This is a genomic window from Streptomyces sp. NBC_00258, assembly GCF_036182465.1.
In the GTDB taxonomy this organism is placed as follows: domain Bacteria; phylum Actinomycetota; class Actinomycetes; order Streptomycetales; family Streptomycetaceae; genus Streptomyces.
Map to the genome: position 1 here is coordinate 4,619,137 of NZ_CP108081.1, position 18,455 is coordinate 4,637,591.

Annotated in this window: 15 protein-coding genes and 1 tRNA gene; 5 read left to right on the top strand and 11 right to left on the bottom strand. The window is 69.7% G+C overall.

Annotated elements, in window-relative coordinates; all coding sequences use genetic code 11:
• Window positions 1-127 precede the first annotated feature (127 nt).
• From OG718_RS20475 to OG718_RS20485, 3 genes are all read right to left on the bottom strand, one after another.
• Complete coding sequence (locus OG718_RS20475; RefSeq protein WP_143636463.1) at window positions 128-1,933, bottom strand: tetratricopeptide repeat protein; 1,806 nt, start codon at window positions 1,931-1,933, stop codon at window positions 128-130.
• A 239-nt stretch (window positions 1,934-2,172) separates the two neighbouring features.
• Window positions 2,173-2,246: transfer RNA gene (locus tag OG718_RS20480), tRNA-Met, on the bottom strand.
• 41 nt (window positions 2,247-2,287) lie between these two features.
• Complete coding sequence (locus tag OG718_RS20485; protein WP_143636874.1) at window positions 2,288-5,215, bottom strand: UPF0182 family membrane protein; 2,928 nt, start codon at window positions 5,213-5,215, stop codon at window positions 2,288-2,290.
• A 137-nt stretch (window positions 5,216-5,352) separates the two neighbouring features.
• Between OG718_RS20485 and OG718_RS20490 the strand changes: the two genes are divergently transcribed.
• Entirely contained in the window at window positions 5,353-5,910 is a 558-nt protein-coding gene (locus OG718_RS20490; protein WP_186001141.1) for a PPA1309 family protein, read from the top strand.
• Window positions 5,911-6,052: 142 nt separating this feature from the next.
• Here OG718_RS20490 and OG718_RS20495 read toward each other — a convergent pair whose 3' ends face one another.
• From OG718_RS20495 to OG718_RS20510, 4 genes are all read right to left on the bottom strand, one after another.
• The gene (locus OG718_RS20495) at window positions 6,053-7,147 is read right to left on the bottom strand and encodes a YlbL family protein (RefSeq protein WP_143636465.1); all 1,095 of its coding nucleotides are present in this window, start codon (window positions 7,145-7,147) and stop codon (window positions 6,053-6,055) included.
• A 68-nt stretch (window positions 7,148-7,215) separates the two neighbouring features.
• Entirely contained in the window at window positions 7,216-7,398 is a 183-nt protein-coding gene (locus OG718_RS20500) for a hypothetical protein (protein ID WP_143636467.1), read from the bottom strand.
• 145 nt (window positions 7,399-7,543) lie between these two features.
• On the bottom strand, window positions 7,544-8,005 hold the full coding sequence (locus tag OG718_RS20505) for a molybdenum cofactor biosynthesis protein MoaE (protein ID WP_306938102.1): 462 nt from the start codon (window positions 8,003-8,005) through the stop codon (window positions 7,544-7,546).
• Between the two features lie 267 nt (window positions 8,006-8,272).
• A complete protein-coding gene (locus OG718_RS20510; RefSeq protein WP_143636471.1) occupies window positions 8,273-9,385 on the bottom strand; it encodes an SDR family oxidoreductase in 1,113 nt (370 codons plus the stop codon).
• Window positions 9,386-9,575: 190 nt separating this feature from the next.
• Between OG718_RS20510 and OG718_RS20515 the strand changes: the two genes are divergently transcribed.
• Both OG718_RS20515 and OG718_RS20520 read left to right on the top strand, forming a co-directional pair.
• Window positions 9,576-11,015, top strand: a complete 1,440-nt coding sequence (locus OG718_RS20515; protein WP_143636474.1) for a zinc-dependent metalloprotease — start codon at window positions 9,576-9,578, stop codon at window positions 11,013-11,015.
• The gene (locus OG718_RS20520; RefSeq protein WP_143636476.1) at window positions 11,012-11,533 is read left to right on the top strand and encodes an NUDIX hydrolase; all 522 of its coding nucleotides are present in this window, start codon (window positions 11,012-11,014) and stop codon (window positions 11,531-11,533) included. Before OG718_RS20515 ends, OG718_RS20520 begins: the two co-directional genes overlap by 4 nt.
• A gap of 169 nt (window positions 11,534-11,702) precedes the next feature.
• Here OG718_RS20520 and OG718_RS20525 read toward each other — a convergent pair whose 3' ends face one another.
• From OG718_RS20525 to OG718_RS20540, 4 genes are all read right to left on the bottom strand, one after another.
• Window positions 11,703-12,458, bottom strand: a complete 756-nt coding sequence (locus OG718_RS20525) for an AIM24 family protein (protein ID WP_143636478.1) — start codon at window positions 12,456-12,458, stop codon at window positions 11,703-11,705.
• Window positions 12,459-12,475: 17 nt separating this feature from the next.
• Window positions 12,476-13,156, bottom strand: coding sequence for an AIM24 family protein (locus OG718_RS20530; protein WP_055610520.1), 681 nt, complete (start codon window positions 13,154-13,156; stop codon window positions 12,476-12,478).
• 13 nt (window positions 13,157-13,169) lie between these two features.
• Window positions 13,170-14,888, bottom strand: coding sequence for a TerD family protein (locus OG718_RS20535; protein ID WP_143636479.1), 1,719 nt, complete (start codon window positions 14,886-14,888; stop codon window positions 13,170-13,172).
• 152 nt (window positions 14,889-15,040) lie between these two features.
• Window positions 15,041-15,637 carry a M48 metallopeptidase family protein gene (locus OG718_RS20540; protein ID WP_143636481.1) on the bottom strand — a complete coding sequence of 199 codons (597 nt, stop codon included), beginning with the start codon at window positions 15,635-15,637 and terminating at the stop codon, window positions 15,041-15,043.
• Between the two features lie 210 nt (window positions 15,638-15,847).
• Between OG718_RS20540 and OG718_RS20545 the strand changes: the two genes are divergently transcribed.
• Complete coding sequence (locus tag OG718_RS20545; protein ID WP_328847797.1) at window positions 15,848-17,041, top strand: TOMM precursor leader peptide-binding protein; 1,194 nt, start codon at window positions 15,848-15,850, stop codon at window positions 17,039-17,041.
• Window positions 17,034-18,437, top strand: coding sequence for an ABC1 kinase family protein (locus tag OG718_RS20550; protein WP_328844761.1), 1,404 nt, complete (start codon window positions 17,034-17,036; stop codon window positions 18,435-18,437). Before OG718_RS20545 ends, OG718_RS20550 begins: the two co-directional genes overlap by 8 nt.
• Window positions 18,438-18,455 lie beyond the last annotated feature (18 nt).

Consider the following 18,455-nt stretch of genomic DNA (forward strand, 5'->3'; position numbering starts at 1 on the left):
CTCTTCAGCCCGTCCGGCGTTTGAGGACGAGGCCGTTCAGGCCGACAGCGGGGGCCTGGGGGCGCAACCCCAGAAGGGACGGGAACGGGTAGGGGCGGCGGGGCGAAAACTCACCCCCGCCACCCCCTCACGCCGACAACTCCTGCCGCAACGCATCCCGCAACCGAGCCGCCCGCTCGGAAACCTCACCGGGCCCGAGCGACACGGCCCGATCGGCCCACCGCTGCCCCTCCGCCAGCTCCCCACGACGCGCGTAGACGAGGGCGAGCCGCAACGCCGCCCGCCCATGCCCCGCGTCAGCGGCCCGAGTCCACCACAGGGCAGCCTCCGGCTCACTCCCCTCCCGGGCGAGCAACAGCCCAAGATTGAACGCCCCGTTCCGGGACCCCGCCTCCGCGGCCTCCCGGTACCACCGAGCCGCATCCACGACATCCCCGCGCGCGGAGGCCAGCATCCCCACCCGCACCTGGGCCCGCCGATGCCCCTGGGAGGCGGCCCGCTCGTACCACTCCTCGCACTCGCTCTTCTCGGTGGCCGGCTCCCCCAGCTCGTGCGCGGGCGCAGGCGGCCGCCGGGCGTCGAGCACGGTGGCCAGCCGGTAGGCCGCTTCCGCGCTCCCCCCACCCGCGGCACACCGGAGGTGCCGCTCGGCAGCCCGCTCGTCCCCGTCCCGCAGACACGCGATCCCCACCTGCAGCGCGGCCTCGGAGTGCCCGGCGGCAGCGGCCCGCTCGTACCACCGAAGGGCTGTCTTGTCCGCCCCCCGCCCGGCGTGCAGGATCCCGAGGTTGAAGGCGGCGTCCACGCTCCCGGCCTCGGCGGCCTTGGAGAACCACGGCTCGGCCCCGGACGCGTCACCGACCTGCAGCAGCAGAATGGCCAGTGCGTTCGCGGCCTCACGGTGCCCCGCGTACGCCGCGCGCCGGTACCACTGCTCGGCCTGCGCGGTCCGTGCCTGCTCGGCGCAGAGCAGCCCGAGGTTGTACGCGCCGTTCACATCGCCGGCGTCCATCGCGGCCCGGTACCACCGCTCGGCGGTCTGGGTCTCGCCCCGCTCCGCGTGCAGCGCGCCCAGCGCGTTGGCGGCGTTCCCGTTGCCGTCCTGGGCGGCCCGCAGCCACCACACGGCCGCACTCTCGGTGTCGCCCGCGTCCCGCAGCAGGAACCCCAGCGCGCAGGCGGCCCGCGCCTCACCGTCCTTGGCGGAGGTCAGATACCAGCGCCCGGCCTCCTTGAGCTCCCCGCGCCTCTCCAGGATCGCTCCGAGGTGCAGCGCGGCCCGCCGGTGACCGCGCGCGGCGGCCTGCCGGTACCACTGCTCGGCCTGTGCGGCGATCGTCGCCGCGACACCGTTGTCGCCCTCGTCCTCGCCCGCCTGCACGGCCTTGCGGTCCAGCGTCCGCGCGAGCCGGTACGCCGCCTCACGATGGCCCCGCTCGGCGGCAGCCCGCATCCAGTCCCCGGTACCGGCGTCGCCGCGGTGCTCCAGAAGGTCGGCGAGCGCGTACGCGCCGAGGGCGTGGCCCTGCTCGGCGGACTGGCGCAGCCAGTACTCGGCGGCGGGCTCGTCCCCGCGCTCGCGGTGGTGGCGGCCCAGCGCGTGCGCGGCGGCCGCGGATCCGGCGACGGCGGCGATCCGCCACCAGCCGGCCGCCTCCTCGGCGTATCCGCGCTGGTGCAGGAGGACACCCAGGTTGTTGGCGGCGGCCCGGTCACCGGCCGCCGTGGCAGCGCGCAGCTGAGGCTCGGCCCCGTCGAGATCACCGCGGCGGAGCAGCATGGCTCCGAGAACGCTCATCGCCTCGACGTCGCCCGCCTCCGCGGCGAGTCGTCGGCGCGCCTCCTCAGCAGCCTCGCCGGTCTCGTCCCGGTCGGAAGGCTGCACAAACCGCCCTGTCTCCAACAGAGTTGCCTTGTCCCCCATAACGTCCATCGTCGCACCACCTGCAACCTGGGTACACCTGGTATACCGCAGCCAGTGAGGTCACTTCAGCGTTTTGTCGACATGCCCACAGAGAGACAAGTGAAACACAGATTCCTCAACTCCAGGCGGATGGCGCAGCCTTCACCGCGGCAGCACTGATGAGCGATGGGCACACGCACGCGATCCCCGCGCGGCCGCACACATAGAAGGACCCGGATCCTTGGAGGATCCGGGTCCTTCTACTTCAGTAGCGGGGACAGGATTTGAACCTGCGACCTCTGGGTTATGAGCCCAGCGAGCTACCGAGCTGCTCCACCCCGCGCCGTTGTGTTGCAACCGTACCACGGCGCGGGGTGGGACTGCTCAACTGCCCTGGTCACCGTCCTGTTGACCGCTTGCTTCCTTGTCGGCGTCGCTGTTGGCGCCACTGGCCGAGCTGGCCTTCTGCTCGGCCTCGGCGGCGCGCTGGAGCGCGTCCTGAAGGTCCTCCTGGGCCTTGCCGTACGCCTCCCAGTCACCCTTCTTGAGCGCTTCCTCGCCGGCCGTGTAGGCGTCCTCGGCGTCGGCGATGGCCTTCGCCAGGTCGGTGTCGCCCGTCGTCGGTGGCTTCGGGGTCTCACCGTCCTTGGGTGGTGGCTCGGTGGTTTCCTCGCCGTCCACTCCGAAGACCGTGTTCAGCCCTTCGGCGAGGGTGTCCTTGAAGACGGTCTGGTCGCCGTAGGCGACGCCCACCTTTCTCAGCAGCGGGTAGTTGGACGTGCCGCCTCGTGCGTACACCGGCTCGATGTACAGGAACCCGCCGTTGAGTGGCACGGTCAGCAGGTTTCCGTACTCGATGTCGGAGTCCGTGCCTCTGAGGTTGCGGACGAACTCGGCGACGTCTGCATTGCTGTTGAGCTCGCTCTGCACCTGTTGTGGACCTCTCACCGTGGAGGTCACTCTCAACAGCCTTATCGTGCCGTAGTCCTTACTGGCCGCGTCGGCGTCCACGGCCATGAACGCCCCGAGGTTCGGGCGCCCGTTGGGCGTGAAGGTCGTGGTCAGTGAGAACTGCTGTGCGTTCTGCCCCGGCATCTTCAGGCTCAGGTAATACGGCGGGACCGCACTGCTGTCCTTGTTGGTCGGGTCGTCCGGCACCTGCCAGGCGTCACTGCCGCTGTAGAACTGGGCGGCGTCGGTGACGTGGTAGCGGGTGAGCAGCTCGCGCTGGACCTTGAAGAGGTCCTGCGGGTAGCGCAGGTGCTCCATCAGCGACTCGCTGATGTCGGTCTTCGGCTTCACCGTGTCGGGGAACGCCTTCATCCAGGTCTTGAGGACCGGGTCCTTGGTGTCCCACTGGTAGAGCTTGACCGAGCCGTCGTACGCGTCGACGGTCGCCTTCACCGAGTTGCGGATGTAGTTGACGCGGTTCTGCTGCGCCACCACCGCCCGCTGGTTGTCGGTCAGCGAGTCCGCCGTGGTGTCCCCCAGCGTCGTACGGGAGGCGTAGGGGTACCCGTTGGTCGTCGTGTAGGCGTCGACGATCCACTGGATCTTGCCGTCCACGATCGCCGGATAGGCGTCGCCGTCGATGGTCAGCCACGGGGCCACGGCCTCGACGCGCTCCTTGGGCGTGCGGTTGTAGAGGATCCGGGAACCCTCGCCGATCGCGCCCGAGTAGAACATCTGCGGCTCGCCGAACGCCACCGCGTACGCGGCGCGGTTGATCGGGTTGGCGAGGTTGACGCCGCTCTTGCCCTTGTAGCTGGTGGTCTTCTCGCCGTTCTCCTCGTAGTCGAGCTCCTTCTGCGGGCCGCCCACGATGGAGTACTGCTCGGTCTTCTCCCCGTAGTAGATCCGCTGCTCGTACTTGCCGAGGTCACCTGTGGTCGGCAGCCCCGACTCGGAGAAGTCCGGCGAACCCGGCGGATCGGAACCCGTCGCCGTACCCCTGGCCGCGACCGCGCCGTAGCCGTGGGTGTACGTGAAGTGGTCGTTGATCCAGTTGCTCTTCGGGATGCCGTTCAGGTTCAGCTCGCGCAGACCGATGACGGTGTCCTGCTCCTTGCCGTCGGCGTCCGTGTACCGGTCGACGTCGAGCGTGGAGGGGAACTGGTAGTACTTGCGCTCCTGCTGGAGCTGCTGGAAGGCCGGCGAGACGACGTTCGGGTCGATCAGCCGGTAACTGGCCGCCGAGTCGGCGTCCTTGCGGATCTGCTCCGCGTTCTCCGTGCCGCCCTTGCCGGAGTAGTCCGTCACCTTGGCGTCGTCGATGCCGTAGGCCTCGCGCGTCGCCTTGATGTTCTTGTCGACGTACGGCGCTTCCTTGGCCTGCTCGTTCGGCTGGACCTGGAACTTCTGGACGATCGCCGGGTACAGACCGCCGATCAGGATCGCCGAGAGCACCATCAGGCCGAAGCCGATGACCGGCAGCTGCCAGGTGCGCCGCCACAGGGTGGCGAAGAACAGCAGGGCGCAGATGACGGCGATGCAGAACAGAATCGTCTTGGCGGGCAGATACGCGTTCGCGTCGACGTACCTGAGGCCCGTCCAGTTGTCCGTCGCCTTGAAGTCACTGGACTTCACCGCGAGGCCGTACCGGTCGAGCCAGTACGCGACCGCCTTCAGTGCGACGAAGAGACCGAGCAGCACCGAGAGATGCCCGGTGGCCGCGGCCGTGGCGCGCGCTCCGGGGCTGGTGATGCGCAGCCCGCCGTACAGGTAGTGGGTCAGCGCGGCGGCGATCACCGAAAGGATCGCGGCAGCGAATCCGAAGCCCAGCAGGAAGCGGTACCAGGGCAGATCGAAGGCGTAGAAGGCGATGTCCAGGTGGAACTGGGGGTCCTTCTGGTTGAAGGGCACTCCGTTCACCCACAGCAGCCACGTACGCCACTGTCCCGCCGCGGAGGCGCCCGCGATCAGCCCGACCAGGGCGGTGATCCCGAGAAGAATCCACTTCTTGTACGGGGCCACGCCCATCCGGTAGCGGTCGAGGCTCTGCTGCTCCATCGACATGGCGCTCAGTGGCGGCCTCAGCCGGTGGGCCAGCCAGATGTTCACGCCGACGGCCGTGGCCATCAGCAGTCCGAAGACGAAGAACAGGCCGATCTTGGTCCACAGGGTGGTCGTGAAGACGGACGAATACTTGACCGATCGATACCAGAGCCAGTCCGTCCAGAACCCCGCGAACATGACGAAGGCCATGGCCAGCACGGCCAGTACGCCCAGTGTCATGAGCAGGGTCCGGACGCGCCGGGACGGTCGGCCCACTCTGATCCGTGGCCCCGTCGGGCCTCCGCCGCGGTCCGGCATCTGGAAAGCCAAGGTGCGCACCTCGAAGTTCGCTGTTGGTATCTGGGGGCCCCGCAAATGCCGGGCCACATCTATGCAACTTACTGATGCTTTACTCGGTTCCCGCTTCGGGGGCCGAACGAGGCAGGATTGTGACCATGTCCAACACCACCTCCTCAGGCACCCCCATGGCGGCCGGGCCCCTCACCCGTGCCGTCCTCGAGATCGACGAGTACGTATCGGGGCTCGGCTGGGACCAGCCCGCCCGCCTCTTCGCCCTGGTCGACACCGGCCAACTGCGCTCCCAGGAACCGGGTCTCGCCGAGCGCCTCGGTCTGACCGAGGACGCCCCAGAGGGCACCCTTACCCCAATTGAGCAGGACGAACTCCCCGCGGGCAGCCCGCTGGACGAGTTCCTCGGCACCATCGCCTGGCCGGACTCGGTGGTCGGCTGCGCCCTCTCCGTGGAGCGGCTGATGCTCCCGCCGTCCGCGGAGGCGTCCGTACCGGACGGCCTCGACGAGAAGCGGCTGGCGAAGTGGGTCGCCGAGCACCCGGAGCGCCAGGAGGTCCGGATGACCGTCGCGGTGCTGCGCGGCGGAAAGCGCGAGTCGGCGCTGCGGCTGCGCGAGAAGGACGCGGCGACGGACGTGCTCACCGGATCGGACCTCGTGCCGGGCCTGGCCGAGGCCCTGACGGCGACGTTCGCGGAGTAGCGCGGAGCGGGCCGGCCCGCCGTGGGCGGTAGGGCCTGTCTGGCAGTTCCCGTCGTCGCCCGGAGAGCGGCCCGGCGCCGTCAGGAGCGTGCTCTGGGGGTCCCCCCGGCCGGAGGCTGGGGAGGGAATTGCCGGACAGGCCCTAGCTCCTGGTGCACTTCGGCAGGTCGGCCGTGTTGCCGCCGCGGATGTCCTTGAGCGCGCTCATCGCGTCGTCGATGGTGTCGACCTTGACGAGTGTGAGCCCCTCGGGGATGTCACGGGCGGCGGCCGTGCAGTTGTCCTTGGGCGTCAGGAAGTACTGGGCGCCCTTGTCGCGGGCGCCGACCGTCTTCATCTCGATGCCGCCGATCGGGCCGACCTTGCCGTCGTCGGTGATGGTGCCGGTGCCGGCCACGAACTTGCCGCCGGTGAGGTTGCCCGGCGTCAGCTTGTCGACGATGCCGAGGGCGAACATCAGGCCGGCGCTCGGGCCGCCGACGTCGGCGAGCTTGATGTCGATGGTGAACGGCAGCGTGTGGTCGGTCCCGGCCGAGATTCCGACGATCGCGCGCTGCTCTCCGGTGTCGTCGGACTTGGCGGTGGTGATCGTGATCTCCTCGGTCCTGGTCGCCGTCCTGTTCTCCTTCTCGGCGGCGGCCTGTTCCTTGGCGGGCACGATCGTGAAGACGACCTTCTCACCAGGCTTGTGCTTGGTGACCAGCTTCGCGACGTCGTCGGGTGCCTTCACCGTCGTACCGTCGACGGCCTTGATGACGTCACCGGCGTGCAGCCTGCCCTCGGCGGGGGTGTCCTTGACGACGGTGGAGACGATCACCCAGGACTTCACCGGGATGTCCAGTTCCTTGAGGGCCGCGACCTTGGCGCTCTCCTGGGACTGGCTGAACTCCTCGGCGTTCTCCTGCGTCGACTGCTCCTCCGTCTTGCCGTCCGGATAGAGCGTGTCGTGCGGAACGACCTTGTTGTCGTGGGCCAGCCACCCGTACACGGCCTCGACGAGGTTCATCTTGTAGTCGGCGCTGGTGACCCGGACGGTGGTCATGTTCAGATGCCCGGTCGTCGCGTAGGTCTTGCGACCGGAGATCTGGAGCACCGGCTCGCCGTCGTGCTCCCCGAGTGTGTTCACCGTCGGCCCCGGTGACATCTCCGAATACGGCACATTGATGAAGACTCCCGCACACAGGAGCGCGATCAGCATCAGGGTGGAGGCGAGCATCGTCGCGGTGCGGCGTGGCATGGAACGACAGTACGGGACCGGTCTGTCAGCGCACCGTCAGGGCCGTCCGTCCGGGGAATCCGGGCCGGTCAGGCGTCCGTGTGCAATTGCTCCGACTTCTCCGACTTCTCCATGGCCTCGCGGAAACGTGTGTAGCCCGCGAGCTCGGTGCCGTCCCCGAGGGTCTTTCGGTTCCGTCCGGCCCAACTGCCCCAAAGTCCTGCGCCGATCGCGGCCAAAAGCGGAATCAGCAACCAGGCGAGCGCCGCCATGCCGACCTCCCAACCCCATGAGCGACCGCAACTGACTGATCAGCAGATTAACCATCCGCATGTTCAACGCTCACGGCAGGGGTCCGGTTACGCAACCGGAACGGCGGACAGGAGTGCCACTGGGACCGAAGTGACCCGTGGGACTTCAACAGGCCCCGACCCACTCCTCCGTACCGTCGGAAAACGTCTGGTGCTTCCAGATCGGGACCTCGTGCTTGAGATCGTCGATCAGTTTGCGGCAGGCCTCGAAGGCCTCGCCCCGATGCGGACAGGAAACGGCGACGACCACCGCGAGGTCACCCACCCGAAGGTCACCGATCCGGTGCACCGCGGCGAGCGCCCGCACCGGATACTCGGCGACGACCTTCTCGGCGACCCGCCGCATCTCCGCCTCGGCACTCGGATGGCAGGAGTACCCGAGCGCGTCGACATCGGCTCCCCCGTCATGATTCCGCACGGTCCCGACGAACAGCGCGGTCCCCCCGGAGGCATCGTCCCCGACAGCCCGGAAGACCTCGTCCAAGGACAGTGCGGTGTCCCGAATGGCCAGCAGCTTGATGGGCTCCTGAGCGGCCTGCTCACCGGGATGATCATTCATGGGTGCCATACCCCCATCGTGCCCCACCCCGCCAACCCCACGGAATACGGATTTCCTCCCGCACACGCGCGTGCACGATTGGAGCCTTCTACAGGACGCACCCTTCGGCTCAGTCCCGCACCTCTCAACCCGGCCCAGGCAGACCCGGTCCGTCCGGCGTTTGAGGACGAGGCCGTTCAGGCCGACAGCGGGGGTCTGGGGGCGGAGCCCCCAGAAGGGGACGGGAACGGGAAGGGGCGGCGGGGGCGAAAACCCCACGCCGCCAACCCCGCCGTCTCAGATCCGCCGCCGAGCCTTCCGAGCCCGCCGCACCAACGCGGCCGTACCCAACAGCGCAACCGTCGCCCCCGCGGCCCCCGCGGCGGTGGCGTCCTTCCGCCCAAGCCGCCGCCCGGCCAGCGTGTGCCGCCCGGCAACCTCCTCCAGAAGCTCCGCGAGAACCTCCTCATTGGTCCACTGCGGCCGCCACCCGGCGTCGTGCAGCCGGCTCCCGCTCACCACCCAGGGGTACATCGTGTAGGCGAGGTCCCCCGCCGGAGACGGCGTGAGCCCGATCCGGTGCAGCCGGGCCGCGGCCCCCAGCGCTACGGCGGACGGCAGCTCCATGCGCCGAATCCCGCTGAGCTCCTCGACCTCCTCCTGCTCCAGCCACCCGTCGCACCCGACGGCCAGCTCTCCTTCGACCTTCTCCAGAACGGCGTACTCCAGGGCCGCGCACAGATCCTCGACATGACAGAACTGCCAGGCGGGCCGGGACCCGGCGACGACCAGCAGCCGGGGCGACTCGAAGTACCGGGTGAGCGCCGTGTCGGTCCCTCCGACCAGCACGGCAGGCCGTACGACGGTGACGTTGAGCCCGGGATGCGCGCGTGGCGCCCGCCGCGCGAGCCGCTCGACCTCCAGGAGGTCCCCCACCCCTGTGGCCTCCGCGGTCGCCTGCAGTTCGGCGTCTTCGGAGAGGGGCAGTTCGTTGTCGGGCAGGGCTCCGTAGACCATCGCGGAGGTGCACAGCACGACCCGGTGCACCCCGGCCGCGGCGGCGGCCGTCAGCACGGTCTGTGTCCCCCGCACGTTGTAGGCCGTACGTGCGGCCGGATCCGTCTCCAGGTCGAGATCGAGCGCGAGGTGCACCACGACGTCCGCGCCGCGCAGCTTCTCGGCGATCGCCGGATCCCGGACGTCCAGGATGTGCCACTGCGCGGCCGCGCACTCACCGCGCCGCTCGTCGATGGCGATGACCTGCTTGATCTCGTCGCTGGCGGCGAGCCGCTCGGTGAGCATCGCGCCGATTCCGGCCGCGGCGCCGGTGATCGCGACTACGGGGCCGCGTACGGCCGGATTGGTTGAAGGGTTTCGCGCTGCGCGAACCTGTGGATCTGGGGAACTCACCGGGCGTCTCCAGCGGTTGTCTTCAGTAAGAACGCGCGTGACGCGTACGTACCAGGTGGCATCCATCCTGCCGCAGCCGCCGAGTCGGCGAAGCACCGAGGCCCGAACCGGTTGTGGTGTCTACGCTGGGTGGTGATGTAGGGCAGCCGCCGTCGGAGCGAACCGGCGGCCTTAACAGCCGAGGAATCCCGTGAGTGACACCCCATTCGGATTCGGCCTTCCGCCGGAGGAGCCGGACGACGGCGACGAGGGCAAGAAGAAGGACCAGCAGAGCGGTGGTGGTCAGGGACCTGCCAACCCGTTCGGTTTCGGGCCCGGCGGACCGGGGGGCGACAACCCGCTCGCAGCCATGTTCGGTTCGCTGAACCCCAACGACCTGGGCGCCGCGTTCCAGCAGCTCGGCCAGATGCTCTCGTACGAGGGCGGGCCGGTGAACTGGGACATGGCCAAGCAGATCGCCCGCCAGACGGTGTCCCAGGGCACTCCCGACGGCACCAAGGACGCGAGCATCGGCCCCGCCGAGCGCACCCAGGTCGACGAGGCGGTGCGCCTGGCCGACCTGTGGCTGGACGACGCGACGTCGCTGCCGTCCGGCGCCGGTTCCGCGGTGGCCTGGAGCCGCGCGGAGTGGGTCGAGGCGACCCTTCCGGTGTGGAAGGAGCTCGTCGACCCGGTCGCCGAGCGGGTCGGCGCGGCCATGGGCGACGTACTGCCCGAGGAGATGCAGGCCATGGCGGGCCCGCTCCTGGGGATGATGCGTTCCATGGGCGGCGCCATGTTCGGCACGCAGATCGGGCAGGCCGTCGGCGTGCTCGCGGGCGAGGTCGTCGGCTCGACCGACATCGGCCTGCCGCTCGGCCCGGCCGGCAAGGCCGCGCTGCTGCCGCTGAACATCGAGTCGTTCGGCAAGGACCTGAGCGTCCCGCAGGAGGAGGTGCGGCTCTACCTCGCCCTGCGCGAGGCCGCCCACCAGCGGCTCTTCGCCCACGTGCCGTGGCTGCGCTCGCACCTGTTCGGCGCGGTCGAGGGGTACGCGCGCGGGATCAAGGTCGACACGGCGAAGCTGGAGGACGTGGTCGGCCAGTTCGACCCGCAGAACCCGGAGGAGCTGCAGCAGGCACTCCAGCAGGGCATGTTCCAGCCGGAGGACACGCCCGAGCAGAAGGCCGCCCTGGCCCGCCTGGAAACCGCGCTCGCGCTCGTCGAGGGCTGGGTGGACGCGGTGGTCCACTCTGCCGCGAAGCCGCGTCTGTCGTCCGCCGACGCGCTGCGGGAGACGCTGCGCCGCCGCCGTGCGACGGGCGGCCCCGCCGAGCAGACCTTCGCCACGCTGATCGGCCTGGAGCTGCGCCCGCGCCGCCTGCGGGACGCCTCGCGCCTGTGGGCCTCGCTCACGGACGCGCGCGGTGTCGACGGCCGTGACGGCCTGTGGGCGCACCCGGACATGCTGCCGACCGCCTCCGACCTGGACGACCCGGACGGCTTCGTGCACCGCGAGCAGCTGGACTTCTCCGAGCTCGACAAGATGCTCGGCGAGGCCGCGAGCGGTCCCTCCGAGAAGCCGAACCTCACGAAGGACGCGCCCAAGGACGACGAAAAGGGCGAGGAAAAGGGCGACGACGACAAGTGAGCCTGTACGACGACGCCGTCCTGGTCCTCAAGGGCATCGAGGGCCAGGAGGAACTGCGCCAGGCCTATCTCGACCATCTGGAGGCGCATCCGGACGGCATGTGGAAGGCCTGCACGGCCGGGCATGTCACGGCGAGTGCCCTGGTGATCGATCCCGGGCACGGCAGGGTGCTGCTGACGCTTCACAAAAAGCTGCGGATGTGGCTCCAGATGGGTGGTCACTGCGAGCCCGGGGACGCCACGCTGGAGGCCGCGGCCCTGCGCGAGGCCACGGAGGAGTCGGGTATCGCGGGCCTGACCCTGCTCCCGGGCGGGCCCGTACGCCTGGACCGGCATCCCATCCCGCCGCCCTGCCACTGCCACTTCGACGTGCAGTACGCGGTCGTGGCCGAGCCGGGCGCGGTCCAGGAGATCAGCGACGAATCCCTCGACCTGCGCTGGTTCCCGTACGACGAGGTGGCGACGGTGGCGGACGACTCGGTCGTACGCCTGCTGAATGCAACACGAGCAAGGCTCTGAAGGGGCACGTGTAAGGGGCGGCCGCAATAGCGGCCGCCCCTTACACACGCCGACAAGAGCGCCCCGTCAGGGGCGCGGGGAACCGCGCGCCCAGCCACGGCGGACCCGCAGCCAACCACCGGCCCCGGACCTTTCGCGGCGCACTCTTCGGAGTGCCCCGCGAAAGGTCCTAACTCCAGGCGTTGCCCTGGTTCTGCCCCCGGGCCCCCTGCTGTCCCATCCCGTACTGCGCGGCGACACCCGACCCGATCGCCGCGTTCTGCGGCGGCAGCATCTCGCTGGGCTGAACGAGCGCGTACCCCTGGCCCATGAAGCTGAGTTCCCAGCCCTCACCGGTGTTGCCGCGGCGCCGGAACACGCCGGAGGAGTGGGTCTGGGCCTGCATCTGTACGCGCAGACTCGTGGACCAGGCCACGATCGCGTCGGCGTCGCAGTTGACGTACCGGTCCGGCGTGACCTGAAGCATCAGCGGCATGCCCGACGTCATCAGGGCGACCTTGCCGCGCCCGGTGATGTTGAGCTGGTACTTGCCGGAGCCGGAGATCCCGTACTGGCTGTCCACGGCGATCACGTCGTGGTGCAGCGAGGAGTCCATCGCGAGGACGTAGCTGCTGTCGACGGTGAGGCCGTCCTGGTCCACGTCCACCACATGGATGTGCTGGGCGAGGTTGGCCAGGTAGACGGTGCCCTGCCCGTGGCAGCGCATCAGGTCGAGGCCCTCTCCGGTGTGCGCGCGCGAACGCTGCTGACCGGAGTTCTGGTACTCGGCGTCGAACTCCACAAGACCCTGGTACGCGACCATGGTGCCCTTGCGGGCCAGCATGTCGTCGTGGCCCTCCAGGACCACGCGCAGCATCTGCTTGTTCTGCAGGCTGTAGCGCTCCTGGGACTGCTGGTCGTTGTAGGCGAAAAGCGGGCTCTGCATGGTGTGTGTGCTCCCCCTCAGCCCCGTACCCGGAGGCGGTCGGTGCTGTCCTCGCTGGGCTGGACGACGACGATGCCCTGTCCGGAGAAGGCCATCTGGAAGGCTTCGCCGCTGCCCCGCCCGATCAGGGACTGCGCCTTGAAGCTGCGCTTGCCCTTCACCTTGAGGTTCGGGGACCAGGCGACGAGCGCGTCCGGGTCGACGTACGTCTCGTCCTCGCCGCCGCCGCAGTCGACGACGATGGGCTTGCCCCGGGAGGTCAGGGCGACCCAGCCCTGCCCGGAGATCTTGGTGTTCCACAGTCCCTGTCCGGCGAACTTCGCCAGCCCCTTGACGCGCTCGACGCCCCAGGTGAGGTGCGCGTCGAAGGCGAGCAGGTTGGTGGCGTTGACGGAGATCGCGTCGCCGTTGAGGTTGATGACGACGACGTTCGCCCCGTAGTCGGAGAGGTACAGCAGACCGTCTCCGGAGCACTTCATCAGGGGTGCGCCCTCGCCGGTCATCCAGTCCTTGGCGATCTGGCGCACGGCCGGCGGATTCGGCTCGTACTGGACGAAGCCTTCGTAGGCGACCATCGACCCCACGCGCGCGAGGAGGTCGTTTCCGGTCTGCATGGCGACCTTGAGCATGTGGTTGCCGTGGTTCTCCATGCGTGCGGCAACGGGTGCCGGGGCGAAGCCCGCTAGCTGCTGGTTCATAGGACGGGCTCCCTCAGACCTCGTACGGCTGGACGACGATGAAATTGCCGGGCGCGCCGCGGAACTGGAGGTTCACGCTCTCTCCGGTGTCGCCCGGGTAGGCGTTGCGGCGCATCCGCACCTGGCTGGAAACGATCACCTGCGAGGCGGCGGACCAGGCGACGACGGCGTTGCAGTCGGCGAACGTCGTCGGCGTCACGGGCAGGACGACGGGCACCCCGCGCGTCTTCACGACGACCGTGCCGGTCCCCTGGAACTGCATCGTGAACAGCGCTCCGCCGGGGATGCCGTGTCCTTCGACGCGGCGCACCTCGTACTGGAGCGTCTCGTCGAAGGCGAGGACGTTCTCCGCGGAGACGCAGACAGCGTCACCCTGCAGCTCGATGGGGTGCAGCATGGCGCCGCTCTCCGCGAGGAAGACCTGACCGCGGCCCGAACAGCGCATGAGCTGCATCTCCTGGCCGGTCGCGTTGCCCACGATCCGCCCGGAGAACCCGGCGCCCTTGTAGCTGAAGTCGACCTTGCCCTGGTAGAGCACCATGCTGCCCTGGCGGGCCAGTACGGCCTGGTCGCCGCCCATGCCGAGGTCGACACGGACCATCTTCTTGTTCTGCTGCGTCCAGCGCTGCCCGGTGGGCGTCTCCTTGTACACCTGCAGCGCCGCGGTGACACCGGCGCCTCCCTGGGGAGCGCCCTGCGGCACTCCGTAGGAGGCGGGCGCACCCGGCGCGCCGGGCTGACCGGGCACCTGACCGAACGGCGGCTGCTGACCGTAGCCGGGAGGCGGGGTCGGCTGGCCGTAGCCCGGGGGCGGAGCGGGCGCCTGGGGCGCCTGAGGTGCCTGGGGCTGTCCGTAGCCGGGTGGCAGGGGTGCGGTCTGGCCGGGGGCCTGGCCGTACGGAGGCTGCTGCTGGCCCGGCTGCCCGTAGGGCGCCGGGGCGGGAGCCGGAGGCGGTACCGGGGCGCCGCCGGGCGGGGTCATAGGCGCGATGATGGTCGGCGCCGCGTGCACTGAAGGCGCGGGGGCCGGCGGTGGCGTGGCTCCCTGGGGCGGTGCGAAACCCTGGGCGGCAGGCTGCGGAGCCGGCGCTGGAGCCGGCACGGCGGGGCCCGCCGGGGCGCCGAACGCGGGCGGTGCGGCGGACTGGGCCGGCGGCGCGAACGACGGCGTGGCGGCCTGCGGTGCCGGGGCTGCTGGCTCTTCCTCGGCGACCTCGCCGCCGAAGTTCTTCAGCAGCGCGTCGAGCCCGCCGTCGAAGCCCTGTCCGACCGCGGCGAACCGCCATACGTCCTTGAGATAGAAGTCGCCCAGCATCACGGCGCGCTCGGTGGAGAACTCGCCACCGTTGAACGAGTAGCGGGCCACCTCCTCGCCGCCCGCGACGATGCGGAGGTACCCGGGGGCGACCTGCGACATCTGTCCGGCGCCGTCGATCGTCGCCGTGAAGGACAGCTTCTGGATCTGCGGCGGGATCCTGTCGAGCGTGACGCGGAAGGACTCCGTGTCGCCCGCCTGCGCGCCGAGAAGCTGGATGGACTCTTCGGGAGTCTTCGGCTGGTTGAAGAAGACGAAGAACCGGTCGTCCGAAAGCTGTTCGTTGGCGTCCAGACCGAAGCAGCTGATGTCGAAGGAAAGTCCGGGGCCGGTGATCTGCACACCTACGTACAGATCGGTGCCCGCGGTGAGGTCACTGATCTTGGCCTTGTGGCCGCTTTGGAATTCCCTGGCCATGCGTAACGACCGTCCCCCATCCCGAATACGAGTGCGTCGCGTCAGGCTAACGGCAAAATCCAGCCGCGGACGAAGCCGGTACAGACCCGGTACAGAAACCCTGCTTCCAGCAGTCCGGGCAGGTACGACGCCGGACGGGCGTCAGACCGACGTCACTCGCCGCGAGCGACGGGCAGGTGCGGCAGCCGGTCGGCGGCGACCACTCCTTCGAGGTAGCCGCGGGCCCGCTCGGTCCGCGGATAGGCCTCCAGAAGCCGCCAGAAGTCGGGGCCGTGGCCGGGCACAAGCAGATGCGCGAGTTCATGGACGAGGACGTAGTCGACGACGTACTCGGGCATGCCCTGCAGCCGGTGCGAAAGACGGATACTGCCCTCGGCAGGGGTGCACGAACCCCAGCGGGTGTTCTGATTGGTGACCCAGCGGACCGAAGTGGGCCTGGCCCGGCCGTCGAAGTACAGATCGGAGAGCCGCGCGGCCCGCTCGGACAGCTCCGTGTCGCCGAGCACCCGCTTGTTCTCCTGGGCGGCCAGCTTGTCGAGCATGACGCTCACCCAGCGCTGCTCCTCCGCCTCGGACATCCGGGCGGGAATGAGCACGACGGTGCGATCGCCTTCACGGTACGCGGAGACCGTTCTGCGCCGTCGCGCGCTCCTGCGGACCTCGATCGCGCTCGCCCCCGAGCCGCTTGGCGGCTGGCTCGTCGTGCTGCGCTGTGGGTTTCCGGCGCGGTGCAGTGGGTCGGCGGGCACGCCCCGACGTTACCCGTTGCACACGGGGGAAGTCCCGCCTCCGGGACGCATCGATGCCGAACCGCACCCCACGCGCTCGATTTGTACGACGAATATCCACTACCTGTGGACAACTTTCGGCACGCGCCGGGCAATGCGGGCATGCTGACATTCGACCGGCGGAACAGGACGAACACCCGCCGGCACAACGGGGACGTACGGGGGTCGGTCATGCATCCGATGGTGAAACCCGCGCTGCGGCGCGGCTGGCGGGATCTCAACACCGTGCAGTTCGGGATGGCACCCGCACACGCGATGGTGCTCGGCCCGATGGACACGGCGACGGGCAGTCTCCTGACCTTGTTCGACGGCACACGCGGACTGCCTCTGCTACGCGACGAGGGGCGCCGCATGGGTCTGCCCGACGGCCATGTCGACGGTCTCGTGGAGCGGCTCACCCAGGCCGGACTGCTCGACGACGCGACGGGCGGCGGCCCGGCCGCCGATGCTTTGCGCAAGAAACCGGCGGTCCTGGACCGACTGAGGCCCGACGTCGCATCGCTCTCCCTGGTCACTCCCGAACCGGGCGAGGCCATGCGCCGGCTGGCGGCCCGCCGCTCACTGCGCGTACAGGTGCGGGGCGCGGGCCGGGTCGGAGTCGCATTGGCCGCGGCGCTGGCGGGAGCGGGCGTGGGCAAGGTCGACGTGCACGACGGCGGCTGCGTCGAGCCGTGGGACGTGGCTCCGGGCGGGCTGCCCGCCGAATCCATCGGCGAGCGCAGGGACGAGGCCGCACGCCGTGCGGTGCGCCGTGCGGCACCGAACCGCCCGCCCCGGCGCGGCAGCACACGCCCGGCTACCGAGCAAGAAGATCCGGGCCTCTCCCTCGTGATCATCACGCCCCGGGACGGTCTCGCGGTCCACGCACCCGACCCGTCGGCCGCCGAGCCGCTGATCGACTCCGGAACACCCCATCTGTACGCCGGAGTGGTCGAAGGCACAGGAGTCGTCGGCCCGCTGGTCCTGCCCGGCGACACGGCCTGCGCGGGCTGCCTGGATCAGGGACGCACCGACCGGGACCCGACCTGGCCACGCCTGCTGGCACAGTGGCGTTCCGCCCAGTCCCGTCACGTACCGGCTTGTGATCTGGCGCTGACCACCGCGGTCGCAGGCCTGGCCGCGGGGCATGCGCTCGCCTTTCTGGACGGGAAACTGCCGTCGAGTGCGGGGGCCCGCTGGGAGGTCTCGGTGCCTGGTTTCGACTGGCACGCGAGGCCGGTGTGGGAGCATCCCGCATGCCGCTGCGGGGCCGCGGAGAAAGGTAAGGGGGAGCAGACCTCGGACGACGAAGGGCCGCACGAGACAATGGCCGGGCAACAGCCGCACGCGGCACGGCTGTCCGGTACTTGGAGGGCGCATGTCTGATCTTCCCCGGAAGGCGGTCACCCGAACCGCCAAGCTCGCCGCACTACCGCTCGGCTTCGCCGGGCGGGCGACCTGGGGACTCGGCAAACGAATCGGCGGCAAATCCGCCGAACTCGTGGGTCGCGAGCTGCAACAGCGCACGGCGGAGCAGCTTTTCAAGGTGCTCGGCGAGCTCAAGGGCGGAGCCATGAAGTTCGGACAGGCCATGTCCGTCTTCGAATCGGCGCTGCCCGAGGAGGTCGCGGGCCCCTACCGAGCGGCGCTGACGAAACTCCAGGAAGCGGCCCCGCCGATGCCGACCCGCACGGTGCACTCCGTGCTGGCGGAGCGGCTCGGCGAGGACTGGCACGACCTGTTCCTGGAGTTCGAGGACAAGCCCGCCGCGGCGGCCTCGATCGGCCAGGTGCACCGGGCGGTGTGGCACGACGGCCGGGAGGTCGCGGTCAAGGTGCAGTACCCCGGAGCCGGCGAAGCCCTGCTGTCCGACCTGAACCAACTGAGCCGTTTTGCCCGCCTCCTGGGACCGTTGATACCCGGCATGGACATCAAGCCGCTCATCGCGGAGCTGCGCGACCGGGTGTCCGAAGAGCTCGACTACGCCTTGGAGGCACAGGCACAGCGGGCGCACGCGGAGGAGTTCGCGGACGACCCGGATGTGCTGGTGCCGGCCGTGGTCCACCAGTGCGAGCAGGTCCTGGTGACGGAGTGGATCGACGGGATCCCCCTGTCCGAGGTGATCACCGACGGTACGCAGGAGCAGCGCGACCGGGCAGGCCAGCTCCTTGCCCGCTTCCTCTTCTCCGGCCCGTCCCGCACCGGCCTGCTCCACGCCGACCCGCACCCGGGCAATTTCCGTCTCCTGCCGAACGACCCCGAAGAGGCCGAAGACACCGAGAGCTCCGGCGGCAAGAGCGGCTGGCGCCTCGGCGTCCTGGACTTCGGCACGGTGGACCGTCTGCCGGGCGGCCTGCCCCCGACGATCGGCGACTCGCTCCGTATGACCCTCGACGGCGATGCCGAGGCGGTCTACGACCTGCTCCGCGAGGAGGGCTTCGTCAAGGAGTCCATAGAACTCGACCCGGATGCCGTACTGGACTACCTGCTCCCCATCATCGAGCCGGCCCAGGCCGACGAGTTCACCTTCACCCGCGGCTGGATGCGCAGCCAGGCGGCCCGCATCGCCGACCCTCGCTCCCCCGCACACCAACTCGGCAAAAAGCTCAACCTGCCCCCGGCGTACCTGCTGATACACCGGGTGACTTTGAGCACCATCGGTGTGCTGTGCCAACTCGGAGCGACGGTACGACTGCGGGACGAACTGGAGGAGTGGCTGCCAGGGTTCGTGCTGGACGACGACCAGACACTGGCGGAGGGGGAATCAGCGGCTGAGGCGTGAGCTTGGGCTGCCGTTCTT